Source organism: Aphanothece sacrum FPU1 (genome assembly GCF_003864295.1).
GTDB lineage: Bacteria > Cyanobacteriota > Cyanobacteriia > Cyanobacteriales > Microcystaceae > Aphanothece_B > Aphanothece_B sacrum.
Window position 1 is genome coordinate 711,362 of sequence record NZ_BDQK01000013.1, and the last position, 14,884, is coordinate 726,245.

General features: G+C 37.0%; 14 protein-coding genes and 1 pseudogene. 4 read left to right on the forward strand and 11 right to left on the reverse strand.

Annotated features, from left to right (window positions below):
* Nucleotides 1-14: 14 nt before the first annotated feature.
* The gene (gene gltB, locus AsFPU1_RS14060) at nt 15-4,685 is read right to left on the reverse strand and encodes a glutamate synthase large subunit (protein WP_124976559.1); all 4,671 of its coding nucleotides are present in this window, start codon (nt 4,683-4,685) and stop codon (nt 15-17) included.
* 469 nt (nt 4,686-5,154) lie between these two features.
* On the opposite strand from gltB, the gene AsFPU1_RS14065 reads away from it, so the two are divergent.
* On the forward strand, nt 5,155-5,457 hold the full coding sequence (locus AsFPU1_RS14065) for a HigA family addiction module antitoxin (protein ID WP_438357531.1): 303 nt from the start codon (nt 5,155-5,157) through the stop codon (nt 5,455-5,457).
* A gap of 20 nt (nt 5,458-5,477) precedes the next feature.
* Here AsFPU1_RS14065 and AsFPU1_RS14070 read toward each other — a convergent pair whose 3' ends face one another.
* Complete coding sequence (locus AsFPU1_RS14070; protein ID WP_124976555.1) at nt 5,478-6,053, reverse strand: Uma2 family endonuclease; 576 nt, start codon at nt 6,051-6,053, stop codon at nt 5,478-5,480.
* Between the two features lie 309 nt (nt 6,054-6,362).
* On the opposite strand from AsFPU1_RS14070, the gene AsFPU1_RS14075 reads away from it, so the two are divergent.
* The gene (locus AsFPU1_RS14075) at nt 6,363-6,680 is read left to right on the forward strand and encodes a nucleotidyltransferase family protein (RefSeq protein WP_124976553.1); all 318 of its coding nucleotides are present in this window, start codon (nt 6,363-6,365) and stop codon (nt 6,678-6,680) included.
* A gap of 14 nt (nt 6,681-6,694) precedes the next feature.
* Here the strand turns inward: AsFPU1_RS14075 and AsFPU1_RS14080 are convergent.
* From AsFPU1_RS14080 to AsFPU1_RS14105, 6 genes and pseudogenes are all read right to left on the reverse strand, one after another.
* A pseudogene (locus tag AsFPU1_RS14080) lies at nt 6,695-6,919 on the reverse strand (DUF29 domain-containing protein); the annotation flags it as partial.
* A 100-nt stretch (nt 6,920-7,019) separates the two neighbouring features.
* Nucleotides 7,020-7,421, reverse strand: a complete 402-nt coding sequence (locus AsFPU1_RS14085) for a putative toxin-antitoxin system toxin component, PIN family (protein ID WP_124976549.1) — start codon at nt 7,419-7,421, stop codon at nt 7,020-7,022.
* 2 nt (nt 7,422-7,423) lie between these two features.
* Nucleotides 7,424-7,666 (reverse strand): hypothetical protein, encoded by a 243-nt coding sequence (locus AsFPU1_RS14090; RefSeq protein ID WP_124976547.1) that lies wholly within the window; start codon nt 7,664-7,666, stop codon nt 7,424-7,426.
* Between the two features lie 90 nt (nt 7,667-7,756).
* Nucleotides 7,757-7,948, reverse strand: a complete 192-nt coding sequence (locus AsFPU1_RS14095) for a DUF433 domain-containing protein (RefSeq protein ID WP_124976545.1) — start codon at nt 7,946-7,948, stop codon at nt 7,757-7,759.
* A gap of 76 nt (nt 7,949-8,024) precedes the next feature.
* Nucleotides 8,025-8,276 (reverse strand): CopG family antitoxin, encoded by a 252-nt coding sequence (locus tag AsFPU1_RS14100; RefSeq protein ID WP_124976543.1) that lies wholly within the window; start codon nt 8,274-8,276, stop codon nt 8,025-8,027.
* Nucleotides 8,273-8,557, reverse strand: a complete 285-nt coding sequence (locus tag AsFPU1_RS14105) for a BrnT family toxin (RefSeq protein WP_124976541.1) — start codon at nt 8,555-8,557, stop codon at nt 8,273-8,275. Before AsFPU1_RS14105 ends, AsFPU1_RS14100 begins: the two co-directional genes overlap by 4 nt.
* Before the next feature lie 221 nt (nt 8,558-8,778).
* On the opposite strand from AsFPU1_RS14105, the gene AsFPU1_RS14110 reads away from it, so the two are divergent.
* Nucleotides 8,779-9,120 carry a histidine triad nucleotide-binding protein gene (locus AsFPU1_RS14110; RefSeq protein ID WP_124976539.1) on the forward strand — a complete coding sequence of 114 codons (342 nt, stop codon included), beginning with the start codon at nt 8,779-8,781 and terminating at the stop codon, nt 9,118-9,120.
* 305 nt (nt 9,121-9,425) lie between these two features.
* On the opposite strand, the gene AsFPU1_RS14115 is transcribed toward AsFPU1_RS14110, so the two are convergent.
* The 3 genes from AsFPU1_RS14115 to AsFPU1_RS14125 all read right to left on the reverse strand — a co-directional run bounded on the left by AsFPU1_RS14115 (nt 9,426) and on the right by AsFPU1_RS14125 (nt 12,451).
* Complete coding sequence (locus tag AsFPU1_RS14115; RefSeq protein WP_124976537.1) at nt 9,426-9,785, reverse strand: hypothetical protein; 360 nt, start codon at nt 9,783-9,785, stop codon at nt 9,426-9,428.
* Nucleotides 9,786-9,834: 49 nt separating this feature from the next.
* Complete coding sequence (locus AsFPU1_RS14120; RefSeq protein WP_124976535.1) at nt 9,835-11,553, reverse strand: ABC1 kinase family protein; 1,719 nt, start codon at nt 11,551-11,553, stop codon at nt 9,835-9,837.
* Between the two features lie 124 nt (nt 11,554-11,677).
* The gene (locus AsFPU1_RS14125) at nt 11,678-12,451 is read right to left on the reverse strand and encodes an ABC transporter ATP-binding protein (RefSeq protein ID WP_124976595.1); all 774 of its coding nucleotides are present in this window, start codon (nt 12,449-12,451) and stop codon (nt 11,678-11,680) included.
* Nucleotides 12,452-12,812: 361 nt separating this feature from the next.
* Here AsFPU1_RS14125 and AsFPU1_RS14130 point away from each other — a divergent pair, with 361 nt between their 5' ends.
* Nucleotides 12,813-14,621, forward strand: coding sequence for an N-acetylmuramoyl-L-alanine amidase (locus tag AsFPU1_RS14130; protein ID WP_438357529.1), 1,809 nt, complete (start codon nt 12,813-12,815; stop codon nt 14,619-14,621).
* Nucleotides 14,622-14,884 lie beyond the last annotated feature (263 nt).

Consider the following 14,884-nt stretch of genomic DNA (forward strand, 5'->3'; position numbering starts at 1 on the left):
TGCCCACCCTACGATTATTTGGCAGGAGTTAAGGTTTTCTCCGCTACCATGACGGGATTAGGATTTGTTTCAGGACTTTTTGCTTCTGATGGGGGGACTGCTTGCCAGAATTTACCAACATAATCACCCCAATTATCCAATATTAATTGTCCTTTTTTACTGCCTGTACGAGTAACATGAGTAGCAATTAATCCTTTTAATTGTGCTTCTCCAGCTTCTGTACAAATTCGCTGAATTTCCACAATTTCAGTGTTAACTTTTTCGGGGAAGCTGTTATCTTCATCTAAGAAATAAGCTAAACCTCCCGTCATTCCTGCCCCCACATTGCGGCCAACGGAACCGAGAACCACGATCACACCACCCGTCATATATTCACAACAGTGATCGCCGGCCCCTTCTATCACCGCTTGGGCCATAGAGTTACGCACCCCAAACCGTTCACCGGCCCGACCATTGGCATATAAAACGCCGCCTGTTGCCCCATAAAGGCAGGTATTCCCGACAATTACGTTATCTGCTGCCTCAAAGGTCGCTTTTTTGTAAGGAACTATCACTATTTCGCCGCCGTGCATTCCTTTACCTACATAATCATTGGCTTCCCCTTCTAGGTGCATAATCATACCAGGCAGGTTAAACGCGGCAAAACTTTGACCAGCGGCCCCTGTAAAGTTAAAGGTAATTTCACCTGAAAATCCCGTATTACCGTATTTTTTGGCTAAAGTTCCCGCAATACGGGCCCCGATCGTCCGGTCGGTATTGACGATTTTAACGTCTTTGCTAACAGTTCCATGACTGGCGATCGCAGAACTAATAGCCGTATCAGCCAATAATTCATCGTCTAAGACAGGCCCATTGCTGTGAACTTCCTCATGGTTTAACCAGTCACGGTCTGTTTTGACATCAGGAAGGTTGAGGAGACAGTCTAAATTTAACGCCTGAGTCTTGGTTAATTTGCTCGTCTGACGCATTTTCAACAGGTCAGACCGTCCAATGACCTCATCTAAGGAATAATAGCCTAATTTCGCTAAAATTGAGCGTACTTCTTCGGCGACAAAATAGAAGAAGTTGACCACATGATCGGGAATACCTGTAAACCGTTGACGTAACTTTTCTTGTTGAGTCGCAACCCCAACAGGACAGTTATTCGTATGACAAATACGGGCCATGATACAACCTTCGGCGATCATGGCAATGGAACCGAACCCATATTCTTCGGCCCCCATTAATGCTGCCATCATTACATCCCATCCGGTTTTTAACCCTCCATCGGCCCGTAAAATAACCCGGCCACGGAGTCGGTTTTCGATCAGCATCCGATGTACTTCTGTCACTCCTAGTTCCCAAGGACAACCCGCGTGTTTAATGGAACTTAGAGGAGATGCACCTGTACCGCCATCATGACCAGAAATCTGGATAATATCAGCGTTAGCTTTAGCTACTCCGGCCGCAATGGTTCCGATGCCTATTTCTGCCACTAATTTAACGGAAACTTTAGCTTTTGGGTTAATTTGATGTAAATCAAAGATTAACTGGGCCAAGTCTTCGATGGAATAGATGTCATGGTGAGGAGGGGGAGAAATTAAAGTTACACCCGGTTTAGACTTGCGTAACATGGCAATATAGGGGCTGACTTTTGGCCCTGGTAACTGGCCTCCTTCTCCTGGTTTGGCCCCCTGGGCCATTTTAATTTCTAATTGTTTACCATTCATCAAGTATTCGGGTGTTACCCCAAACCGGCCTGATGCTATTTGTTTGATAGCAGAACTAACCGTGTCTCCGTTACGCAGTCCTTTAAGATGGGGGAAAGTAACAGAGTTGCCGTTTTCGTCTACATCTGACAAGGTAATAAAGCGGGTGGGGTCTTCTCCTCCTTCTCCTGAGTTTGACTTACCCCCTAAACGGTTCATGGCGATCGCCAAAGTTTCGTGGGCCTCCCGTGATAAGGCCCCTAATGACATTCCCCCTGTACAGAAACGTTTCACAATAGTTTCTACTGGTTCCACATCTGCAACGGGAATAGAAGGGCGATCGCCATTAAATTCTAATAAGTCTCGTAAGGCAGTAATGGGACGTTCTTCGAGGTATTTTTGATACATTTCATAATGATCATAGGCCTCTTTATTGGCCCCGTTTTCCCCTGCTTTATACGCTTCTACCGCTTTATGGAGAGATTTGGCCATTTCTGGGGAGTTCATGTGATATTCTCCCCCTGGACGATAGTTAATAAAGCCAAAGTTTTTAAGTTTCTTGTCAGTTAAACTGGGGAAAGCTTGACTATGAACGGCGATAACTTCTTCGGCCAGTTCTTCAATACTTAACCCTCCGACACGACTGGTAGTCCCATCAAAAGCTGTTTCTACTAAGTCCATACCTAGTCCAATGGCTTCAAAAATTTGGGCCCCATGATAAGAAGCTAACAAAGAAATTCCCATTTTAGAGAGAATTTTTAACAGTCCTTCTTCTACTGAGTGACGATAGTTATTTAAAGCTTTGTCTAGGGTAACTTTTCCTAGTTTGCCATTGGCCATCAATTTTTGGGTCCTCTCATCATTCCACCATTGACGGATGGTTTCTAAGGTGAGATAGGGACATATTGCCGAGGCCCCATAACCGACTAAACAAGCAAAATGATGGGTACTCCAACATTGGGCCGTATCAACTATCAAAGAAGTTTGTAACCGTAACCCTTCTTTAATGAGGTGATGATGAACTGTCCCGACTGCTAATAAGGGGGGAATATAACTGGTTGTCTCATCAATATTTCCCTGGCCGTTCGGACCGACAACGCGATCGCTTAAAATCAGGATTTTTGCCCCATTTTTAACCGCTTCTGTTGCTTCGGTACATAGACGATCTAAAGCTGTTTTTAGACCTCCTGGCCCTGATATAATCTCAAATAAAGTAGATAATCCTGTCGCCTGGAAATCAGAAGCTTTGATCAAGTTTAATTCTGTTTCATTCAGAACAGGGGTGTCTATCTTTAACAGTTTAGCATCAGCAGCTTTGGGATCTAAAAGGTTGCCTCTTTCTCCTAATAGCATAGTCAAGGACATGACTAAACTTTCTCGTAAGGGATCAATAGGAGGGTTAGTAACTTGGGCAAACCGTTGTTTAAAGTAGTCGTAAAGTAGATGAGGTTTATTCGAGAGAACGGCTAATGGTATATCATCTCCCATGCAGAAAGTTGGTTCTTTCCCTTGACTGGCCATAGGAACCACAATCATTTCTACATCTTCGGCCGTATAACCAAAGGCGGTTTGTTGCTGTAATAATTGATTAGTTTCGCTTAATAATAGAGTGTCAGAAAAAGGTTGAGGAGTAATTTCTTGACGGTAGGTTGCTAACCATTCCCCATAAGGTTGTGCTTGGGCCACAAGTTTTTTAATGTCCCAATTTTTGAATACTTCTTGAGTGGTTAAGTCAACAGAAATAGTTTGTCCTGGACCTAATCTTCCTTTTTCGATAATTTCAGACTCAGGTAGGTCTACAACTCCTGCTTCCGAACCTACCACAACATAATTATCTTTGGTAATACAATACCTTGCCGGTCGTAACCCATTACGATCTAAACAGGCACCGACCATCTTACCATCACTAAACACTAATAAGGCTGGCCCGTCCCAAGGTTCTTGGAATCCACTATAATACTGATAAAAGTCGACAATTTCGGGATATTGTTTGAGATCTGGTTGATTTTGATAAGCTTCCGGCACTAAAATCATGGCCGCTTCAATGGGACGACGACCAGTTCTTACTAATAACTCCATCGCACTATCTAAGTTGTAGGAGTCACTATTAGCAGTATTAACAATAGGGGTTAAAGCTTCAAGTTCTTCTGTTGTCCACCCTGGTAAACTTAAATTACCTTCTCGTGCCGCCATAGAGTTAATATTACCGATGAGGGTGTTAATTTCCCCATTATGACCCAATAAACGCATCGGTTGGGCCAAAGGCCATTTAGGCATGGTATTGGTACTAAAACGGCGATGATACACCGCAAACTGACTAATAAAGGCAGGATTCTTTAAATCTTGATAAAATTCCCCTAATACCTCACTGCGTACCATCCCTTTATAGACTAAGGTACGACAACTAAAGGAACAAATATAAAAATCATCAGCCAAACGTTTTCCGATCCGCGATCGCGCAATATACAAAACCCGATCTAAAGCATCTCCTGACAACCCATTAGCAGAAGTCACCATGACCTGTTCAATATGAGGTCGGTTTCCTCTTGCTTGCATCCCCAAAACTTCCGCTTTAACAGGGACTTCCCGCCATCCTAACACAGTTAACTTGACAGCTTTAACCACTTCCTCAACGTGGGCCCGTTCTGCTGCCCGTTTGCTGCTATCTTGAGGTAAAAAGACCATACCTACCCCTAATTGTTCCACAGGGGGCATAGTGATGCCTTTTTCTGCGAACCAGGGGGCTAATAATTCGCGGGGAATAGCCGTCATGATACCTGATCCATCTCCTGAATCATTATCTGCGCTACAACCGCCCCGATGCTCCATACAGCTTAACGCAGTTAAAGTCTGTTGTATGAGTTTATGGCTGCCTTTTCCTTTGACATCAGCAATAAACCCGACCCCACAAGCGTCTCTTTCTTCTACTAGGGAGGGTGGCCCCATATAGGTTCTTTGGGGTTGGTTGGTGGTGTTGGTATCAGGGGTCATGTTCATTATGCTGCGCTCATCCATAGCAAGTCAAATGTTAGGGGTTACGGGGTGGCTAAAGCTGGTTTGGTCGGTATCCCAAACCATCATTTACAGAAATCAGAAGTTGTAGGGGCGGGTTTTTGCCGAAATTCTCTGAATTCTTACAAATATGTTAGATCAACCCGCCCATACTCCAATTAAGAAGTGAAAATCTCTGTGTACTTAGGTTTGAGACAAAAGGTCTGTCTTAACCCTTACTTCTCATGCTATCGAACCTGAGAGTTAATGATCTAATTTCCTTGTTAAGACAATTTATCCTATAGATATCCGATGATAGCTGAATTTTCGGAAAGTTATTACATTTGGTTCTAATTTTTTAAGGTTTGTTTAAGGTTTCTAGCTTAATGATCGTATTAACAATCGGCGATTATGTTTTAAATAGCATCAAGGAGATGCTTTTGATGTTGAAATTGTTGATTATAATTAGGAGTCAATTATGGAATCTTTTCAATTATTGCCTGTCCATCCTGGAGAAATTTTATTAGAAGAATTTTTAAACCCGATGGAAATTAGCCCATCAAAATTAGCTGAAGATATTAATGTTTCTATTACTTTAATTAATGAAATTATTGAAGCTAAACGTTCGATCAATGCTGAAATGGCTTTGCGTTTATCTAAATATTTTGGATTATCAGAAAGATTTTGGTTAAATTTGCAAATTAAATATGATCTAGAAGTGACTAAATATCAGTTAAAAAATTCTCTAGAAACAGACGTAAAACCAATACAGATTTAGGTGATTTATACAATGGAATATTACCAAATTAATTCTAAATCTAAGACAAAGTTAGGTAAGATATCCTCCCCTGATAATGTCTGAGGATTATCTAATATTTCCACTTCTTTTCTTTGTCTATAAATTTCCACTTGTTGAGTTTTTCGATTAATTAACCATCCTAATCTTGTGCCATTTTCTAGATACTCTTTCATTTTATCTTGTAAGGATTTTAAGTTATCACTAGGAGAACGTAATTCAATGACAAAATCAGGACATAAAGGTAAGAATTTTTGACGCTGTTGGGATGTTAAATTATTCCATTTTTCTAAGAGTATCCAAGACGCATCAGGGGATCTATCTGCACCGTTTGGTAACGTAAAACCGCCTGAAGAATCGAAAGTAACACCCAATTTATTCTGACGATTCCATGCTTGAAGTTGATAGGTTATTTCACTATTTCGATTGCTAGTTTCTCCTCCTGTTGGTGGCATAATTACCATATCTCCATTGCTGTTTCTTTCAAATCTTAAATCACGATTATCTTGACAGAGTTGATAGAATTGTTCGTCTGTAAGTTTAAAGGATTCAAACTTTATTTCTAAAGGGTTAACCATCTTTCTTATTTCTCCTTATCATATTATATAAATCAGATTCAGAAACAAATGATCCTGGTCTATCATTCAAAATATATGTCTCCGGTTTTACAATTGGAGATGACACTACACTACCCGGTAGTGTCGTAAATTTATGCTATCTTAGCATTAGGGTCTTCTGCTGCTGTTCTGATACCCAAATTAATTAATGCCCCCAAAAAGCAAAAACAATTAATTGAACAATGGCAGAGAGATGAACAATATCTGATTGAACCTTAAATTTTGTAGGGGTAAATTATTTTCCATGACTCCACAAGGAGAACTACTAAAATGAAAACCTTACCAATAGAAATATCAACTACTAAAATAACTAAATTTTGTCAACAGTGGCAAATCACGGAACTTTCCCTCTTTGGTTCTATTTTAAGAGAAGATTTCCATGATAATAGTGATATTGATATTTTAGTCACTTTTTTTCCTAAAGCACAATGGAGTTTATTAGATTTTGTCAGAATGGAAGATCAATTAGAAACTATTTTTCATTGTAAAGTAGATTTAGTTATGAAACAATCTATTGAACAAAGTGATAACTGGTTACGCAAACAAGAAATTTTAGGAACAGCACAAATAATCTATGCTAAGAGATGAAGCAACTTTACTTGATTTCCTGATCTGTCTTTTTCAAATTCCCAATAAGCTAATTTTAGCAAATGTTCTAAGAGACGGGTTAAAAGACTTAATAAAGCGCGTTTATCATTTTTTCCCATACTCTCTATTTCTTCAATCAAATTATCCCAGTCTATTTCATTAAAATTTCCTTCTCGTAATTGTTGAACAGTTGTTTGAATCCATTGGTTATAATCATTATCGTATAAAGTTGATGACATTGAGACTTTTCGCCTGATTTTCTATATAAATTTTATCCTTAAAATCATTTCAAATAATCTACAACTAATTGTAACTCTAAATCAAGAGCTTGAGCAATAACTATTGATTTAAAAACTGTCTAGAATTAATAATATAAATTTCACTAAAGGGATTTAAAGTAAGTAAATCTTGATCACCTGTAATAATATATTGAGCCTTGCCACAAACGGCTAAATCTATAAATTTATTATCTTTCTTGTCTCGACAGACATCAAAATTTTGAGTAATTGTAACAGTTTCAGCATCCTTTAAAAAGTCGGCCAAAAATTTCATTCTCTCCTCTTGTAGCAAGTATTTATTAAGTTTTTTACGATTCAAGACTTTAGTTAATTCTCTAATAATCTCTTGAGAAATCAAAATTTTGCCTGTATCTAAAGCTTTATTAACTGCCTGTCTGGGAATTGATTGTGAAAAGAGTAAAGAACTAACAATTACGTTAGTATCGAGGACAAAACGCACCATAATTACTCTTCTTCTGCTAAAATATCCTCTAGAATTTCTGGGGTTAATCCCCTCTCTTGTGCATTTTGACTAATTTCATCCATTGTTTTTTTCAAGGTTTCATGGTTGGATTGTTTGTATTCTTTGAATAAGCTACTAACTAAAATTTCTAGTTTTTCTTTATCAGTATCAGAGATACCAAGAAACATTGCTACAGCTTCAGCATCAAGTTGTAAGGTTAGGGGGTGTTTTTGTTGAGTTGACATAGCCTAAAAATTATTTCAAATAATCTAAAACTAATTGTAACTCTAAATCAAGAGCTTGAGCAATTTGTTCTGCGGTTAATCCCATTTGTATCAATTTTCTTCTAACAAAATCATAACCTGTTCTCTTGTTACGGTAGGAAATCCTCCTAAAAAATAATCAATTGATTCTCCTCCTTTAAGATAATCTAAAAGAGTTTGTATAGGAACTTTAGTACCTAAAAACACAGGAATACAACTCATTATTTCCGGTGAAATACTAATAATAGAGGCATCTTTGACCATAGTTTTTGTTAGCCTAATTGTATTTTACTATTATAGCTATTGCGCCGCTTGCTGAAGAGGAAGGTTAAATCATTTACTAAAACTGAGAAACTTTTTCTAAAACCCATTCTCGAATTAGATTATGATAATCAACCCCTTGAGATTTAGCTATTTTTTTGATAGTTTCTACTTCATGTAGTTCCAAACGAAGAGAAATTAAGGTTTCTCGTTCAAAAACCTGATCTTTCACCTCTTCTAACTGATCTTCAAAATCTATTAGATCATGAGTATCCCAAAATTGTGCAAGTTCTTTAATCGAGTCAGTTGAGGGAATTTTGCTATAGTTCATGATTTTCTCCATTTTTGATAGCGTTTTCTTTCATTATCGGTCATTGGACGCGCTGTAACAGGATAACCTTTACCATCAGGAAATTGAATCACCACACAAAATAAATATCTCCCCGTGTTAGTTTGTCCTAATACATAATAGACGGGATTTTCTCCTTGAGATTTAGCTTTTAATACCAAAGAAATACCAAAACAAACATCTTCAACTTCATCGGATGTTATATTATGACGAGCAATGTGTTCAATGCGATCATTATTCCAAATAAACTCATAAATTCTCATGAAGTCAGTATATATAAATTTAGCTGATTTTGCCGGGTGTGTTACTGAAATGTAACGCACCTAGGACTATATCAGAATCCGCCCTAGCTGTGCAATTAATTGTGCTTAAATACTTAAATTGGTTAGAATCTGTACCTTATCTAAATAAGAAAAGCTATATCAAGAATTTTTATTATATAATAGGTGATCAGAATAATATTTTTAACTAGCTAGTTGAAGTAATGAGTAATACAATTTTTACAAAGATTATCAATCGAGAAATTCCAGCTAATATTGTCTATGAAGATGATTTAGTATTAGCTTTTAGAGACATAAATCCTCAAGCACCTACTCATATTCTAGTAATTCCTAAAAAAGAAATCACTCAATTAGATACAGCGACTAAAGAAGATGAAAATTTATTAGGCTATTTATTACTTACAGTTAAAAAGGTAGCTGAACAAGTAGGATTAAAAAATGGTTATCGAGTCGTCATTAATAATGGCAATGATGGAGGACAAACTGTTGACCATTTGCATTTACATATTCTTGGAGATCGTCAAATGAACTGGCCACCAGGTTGATGTCATAAAATTTGTAGGGGCGGATTTTTGTAGGGGCGGGTTTTTGTAGGGGCGGGTTTTTTACAGGAGTTATAATGCTCACAAAAAAGTTGAATAAACCCGCCCTATTACTATTACATGATGCTATGCTAAATTAATAATGAATAAAAGGCTAAAGCCTTCTGCTATACAAACGAAGTCCGACGAGCGCGGACTAAATTATAGGTGTGGAACGCCGCATCTTGCTTGTGGTTGACCCCTAAGTGGTTGTACATAATTAAACGAACACAACCTGTAGGGTGGGCATTGCCCACCTTTTTAATGGGTTAAAAAGCATCTAAATCAATAGCTTTTGAACCGCCAAATTTCAACTGTTTTAAGACATTTTCCAATTGAGTCCAGACTAAAGCCGCAATAAAAATAGTCATGGGTAAAGAAATAGCATAAGACAGCCAACGATCAAAGAGAAAAACTTCTAATCCAGCAGACAAAAAGACACAGATTCCAACACAAATTCCCAAGAAAGGTATCTGTAAACCCGAACCTTTTAACATCTCATCTACAGGTTTTTTAAGTAGTTCTCTGACCTTAAATTTAAGGCTTGCTTCAAAGGCTGAACCACAAGTAATTCCGATGAATAAACCAGCAATAATCAAAAAATAGGGAGGTTCAGGCAAATAGTACATAAATGTTGATTAAGGGAGAAATTTTACAACAAAATAGACCATGCTTAATTTAACTCATCTTGACTGTATTGGGAATAATCGCTGCCACTCCCGCAGTAGAAAATTCCCGAAAGGCATTAATAGCAACATTAATTAATTGTTGAGGTTTAAATTCATCACTAATTAAAGCCCAAATTCGTTGCACTTCCTCTGTATGTAAGCGATCATCTTCTGTCAAGGCTAATAATAATTGACGACGTAAATATCTGCCTTCATCTGAAAGTAGATATTGTAACCCTAATTGGGCAGTTGGTAGTAGATCAAATTGTTGATCCGAACGGGCGATCGCAATCATATTTTCTAATCGCTGCCATTGGAATTTTCCGTCTTTAAATAAGACTTCTAATAACCGTTTTCGTAATTGAGGAGATTCCCCAGTTAACAGTCTTCTGGCAACATAAGGATAAGCTACTTCAACAATTTTGAAGTCAGGATCAAGACTTAATGCTAACCCTTCTTGAGTGATTAATGACCGAATAATTAAGGCGAATTTAGCAGGAACTCGGAAAGGATATTCATACATTAATTCCGAAAAATCATCGGTGATAGTTTTAAAGTTAAAGGTTCCCACACTTTGACCAATGGCATTACCTAAGACTTTTTCTAAAGCTGGAATAATGGGACTAATATCAATGTCAGGAGTTAAAAAACCCAACTTAACAAAGTCATCAGTTAATGCATTGTAGTCTTGATTAATCAGTTGAACGACTGAACTCGCAATGGTTTCTTTTGTATCTTCTTCTAACTGATCCATCATGCCAAAATCAATATAAGCCATGCGACCATCTAAGGTCGCAAATAAATTTCCTGGATGGGGATCAGCATGAAAAAAACCATATTCTAAGAGTTGTTTTAAGCCTGATGTTACACCAATTTTGACGATAGTATAAGGATCAATTCCAGCCGCTTTTATTTTGTCTGTATCGGTTAGTTTATAACCGTTAATCCATTCTAAAGTCAAGACAAAATTACTGCTATATTGCCAATAAATTTCAGGAACTTTTACCTCCTTATCATCTCGAAAATTAGCGGCGAATTTTTCAGCATTTCGTCCCTCGTTAATATAGTCAATTTCTTCAAAGAGTTTAACTCCAAATTCATCGACAATAAGAGTTAGATCATGACCTAAATTTAAAGGTAATAATTTACCAAATTGACAAGCTGCCCACCTCATTAAAAAGAGATCACGGGTTAAAGTTGGACGTAAATTAGGCCGTTGCACTTTAACTGCGACTTCTTCTCCTGTATGTAATAAAGCCCGATAAACTTGTCCTAAACTGGCTGCCGCAACAGGATGGGGAGAAATTTCTCGATAAGCTTCATCAATTGAACAGTTTAAAGATTGTTCAATAATGCTAAAAGCTGTATCATTATTGAAGGGAGGTAATTGATCTTGAAGTTTGATTAATTCTCCTAAAAAATCAGGACGAATTAAGTCGGGACGAGTAGAAAGTGCTTGACCAACTTTAATAAAAGTAGGACCTAAACGAGTTAAAATTTGCCGTAATTCAGTGGCGCATTTTTGCTTATTATTTTGGTCAGGGTTAAACCATTGATCCCATTGCAAATGAATGAGAAACCAACCAAAAGACCAGATAATGTTTATAGCACGCCAGATGACCTCCCAAGGACGAAGGCTATAGTAATTAGCGATCGCGGTCGGGTTATAACGTTTGAGTTGTTGAAAGTCAGAACTGGAGTCAGATGGATCTTGTTTTTGCCTATTCACAAGTTGAACTGATACCTCGTAATTCAATAGGGGAAAATAGGATTTTTTTAAAGTTTGTATACAAAACTACAAATATCTTAACTTAATATTATCACCTATTTTCTCTTTCTTGACAATATGCCGCTTAAATGACTGAATGAAGTTCATCAGGGCTTAAGTGAGAGTAGATGACTTGTCCGTCCCGAAACCAGATGATTCGCCCAGAATTACGGGCAACTTCGGCTTCATGGGTGACAACCACAACCGTCATGCCACTCTGATTAAGTTCTGTAAAGAGATCTAAAATTTCTTGGGTAGTTTGAGAATCTAATGCTCCAGTTGGTTCGTCTGCTAGGAGTAACACGGGTTGATTGACAATGGCACGGGCTACTGCTACCCGTTGTTGTTGCCCTCCAGACAGTTGATTAGGCTTATTATTGATACGATGACCCAATCCTACTCTTTCTAGGGCTTCTGTGGCGCGATCGCGGCGTTCTGATGGAGAAATTCCGGCGTATACCATAGGCAAGATGACATTTTCTAGGGCTGTCATCTGGGGTAAGAGATGAAATTGTTGGAAAACAAAGCCAATTTTTTGATTGCGAACTGTGGCTAATTCGGTTTCTGAGAGTCCTGAAACATCGATTTTATCTAAATAATACCTACCGGATGTGGGACTATCTAAACAGCCAATCATATTCATCAGTGTAGATTTTCCTGACCCTGATGCTCCCATGATAGCACAGTATTCACTTTTCTCAATAGTTAGGTTAATGTTATTCAAGGCATGGACAACTGTGTCTCCTTGGCCATAAACTTTACTAATTTCTTCTAGGCGAATAATAACAGGGTGATAGTCGTTAACATTAGGAGTAAAATGGGTTATATTTTTGATTAAGGATGATTTTTCCGGGGTCATAAACTGAGCCATTAAAATATTTACGTCTCTATTATGACGTATCTGAGTTGATTTCTGATGAGAGTAGACGAGTTTTATCTTATTCAAATATGGCAAAATTTTATTCTGAACTAACTCCTGAATTAATTAGTTTTATTGAAGAACAAAAAATGATTATTGGCAACAAAAAAATATTGATACAGGGCTATTTCATTCTTGGGAAATGCTCTCAGGCTAAAGCCTGGAGCTATACAAACGAAGCCTGCCTGCGCAGGCTCAAATATTAATAATTCTTTATTTAGCCCGCGAAGGCGGGCTTTACTTGTTTAGCCCAACCCTTTAGGGTTAGGGCATTTTAAAGAATGAAATAGCCTTGGTATTGATGGGTTGCTTACTTACTTTTTATTATGTATTCAAAATGAAAGCAATATTAGGATTGACTCTTTCTAGTTTAATTATGGTAGAAACCAGTTTTATGGGAGTTTCTCTGGCTCAAGTTAAACCCTCATTGTCTTTAGTTTATCCACCTAATAATCATCAAACAAACTCTGATAAAATTTTCTTAATTGGAACGGCTTCTCCTCAAGGAGAAGTAATTATTAATGAACAAAGAATTGAACGAAGTAAAGCAGGACATTTTGCCCCAAGTTTTCCTTTAAAATTGGGAGAGAATAAATTTAATTTACGCTATAATAATGAGACAATTAATGTAACCGTAAATCGTGTTTCTTCAAGTTTCCAAATTCCTCAAGAAGTGGCTTTTGCTGATAATTCTTTACTTCCTAATCAAAACATTACACGCTTGACTAATGAGCTAGTTTGTTTTAGTGCGATCGCGGCTCCTGATGCTAAAGTTTCCGTTAAAATTGCTGATCAAAATATTGCTTTATTACCCGGTTATCAAATAATTAAATTACCCGCTAATTCTGCTATTTTAACAGATCAAATTTCTCCTATAGTTACTCCACTTATTGAATATCAAGGATGCACAAAATTCTTAAATTCTGGTCAATTTAATTATCCTATATTTCAGTTAACTTTAAATAATAAAACTATTACCCAAACAGCACAAGGAACGGTTGAAATTATTGAACGTAATGAATTAGAAATTATTGAAATTTCTAATTCAGCCATAATTCGTACCGGCCCAAGTTCAGAGCATTCTCGTTTAACTCCCTTACCTAAAGGGACATTAGCTACTGTTACGGGAAAAGAAGGAGAATGGTTACGATTAGATTATGGGGCCTGGGTGAATAAAAATGAGACAAAATTATTACCTATTACAAAACCTCCTCATGCTTTAATTAGAGGGATTAAATTTCAATCACTAAATGAAGCCACAAAAATTATCTTTCCCTTAGATATTCCCGTTCCTATGAGTGTCAAACAGGAAAGTAATAGACTAATATTAACTTTACATAATACAACGGCAGAAACTGATACTATCAAGCTTGACTATGGGCCATATATTAAACATTTTAGTTGGCAACAAATTAATCCTAATGCCATTGAATATACATTAGAATTAAACTCTGATCAACAATGGGGTTATGAGTTAAACTATGAAGGAACTAACTTAATTTTTACCCTACGACATCCTCCCAAATTAAACTCTAATAATTCTCAATCTTTGCAAGATTTAAGCATATTATTAGATCCTGGACATGGAGGTAAAGAAACAGGTGCTATCGGGCCAACTGGTTATCCAGAAAAAAATGTAAATTTAAGAGTTTCTCAGTTATTAAAACAAGAATTATTAAAAATGGGAGCAACAGTTTATATGACAAGAGAAACCGATCAAGAAGTATCATTAAACCAAAGAGTAGAGTTAATTAATAAACTCAAACCCACCATAGCAATTTCCATTCATTATAATGCTTTACCCGATGAGGGTGATGCTATGAATACAAAAGGAATTGGTGTATTTTGGTATCATCCACAAGCTGAAAATATCTCAAAATTTTTGCATAATTATTTAGTAGAAAAAGCTAATCGTCCTTCTTATGGAGTGTTTTGGAATAATTTAGCTTTAACCCGTCCCCACACAACTCCAGCAATTTTATTAGAATTAGGATTTATGATTAATCCCACTGAATTTGAATGGGTAACAAATCCTCAAGAACAAGAAAAATTAGCCCAAATATTAGCTAATGGGATTAGGGAATGGTTTACCAAAGTTTCTTTAAAATAAACATAACTTATACAAAAATATTAAGTACCGAAGCAAAATTAATTGCACAATTGATGCTAATTTCTAATTTTTTGAATTTTATTTTTTTCTTCATGAATAATACAGATTAATTGCTTAAATGTAAGCGAAACATCTTTGTAGGGGTCAACTGCAGTTGACCCCTAAACCATCCGCATCTGTAGTGGAATTTTGAAGAATTGGTATAATTTTCACAAGAATGAAAATTATATTGATAGTCTAATGGCATTTAACAAAACTAACCA

Coding starts and splice junctions, on each gene's coding strand:
- AsFPU1_RS14115 (WP_124976537.1), bottom strand. CDS start 9,785: ATGTACTATTTGCCTGAACCTCCCTATTTTTTGATTATTGCTGGTTTA.
- AsFPU1_RS14095 (WP_124976545.1), bottom strand. CDS start 7,948: ATGGTCAAAGATGCCTCTATTATTAGTATTTCACCGGAAATAATGAGT.
- AsFPU1_RS14100 (WP_124976543.1), bottom strand. CDS start 8,276: ATGAACTATAGCAAAATTCCCTCAACTGACTCGATTAAAGAACTTGCA.
- AsFPU1_RS14125 (WP_124976595.1), bottom strand. CDS start 12,451: ATGACCCCGGAAAAATCATCCTTAATCAAAAATATAACCCATTTTACT.
- AsFPU1_RS14110 (WP_124976539.1), top strand. CDS start 8,779: ATGAGTAATACAATTTTTACAAAGATTATCAATCGAGAAATTCCAGCT.
- AsFPU1_RS14090 (WP_124976547.1), bottom strand. CDS start 7,666: ATGTCAACTCAACAAAAACACCCCCTAACCTTACAACTTGATGCTGAA.
- AsFPU1_RS14070 (WP_124976555.1), bottom strand. CDS start 6,053: ATGGTTAACCCTTTAGAAATAAAGTTTGAATCCTTTAAACTTACAGAC.
- AsFPU1_RS14075 (WP_124976553.1), top strand. CDS start 6,363: ATGAAAACCTTACCAATAGAAATATCAACTACTAAAATAACTAAATTT.
- AsFPU1_RS14130 (WP_438357529.1), top strand. CDS start 12,813: ATGGGTTGCTTACTTACTTTTTATTATGTATTCAAAATGAAAGCAATA.
- AsFPU1_RS14105 (WP_124976541.1), bottom strand. CDS start 8,557: ATGAGAATTTATGAGTTTATTTGGAATAATGATCGCATTGAACACATT.
- gltB (WP_124976559.1), bottom strand. CDS start 4,685: ATGAACATGACCCCTGATACCAACACCACCAACCAACCCCAAAGAACC.
- AsFPU1_RS14085 (WP_124976549.1), bottom strand. CDS start 7,421: ATGGTGCGTTTTGTCCTCGATACTAACGTAATTGTTAGTTCTTTACTC.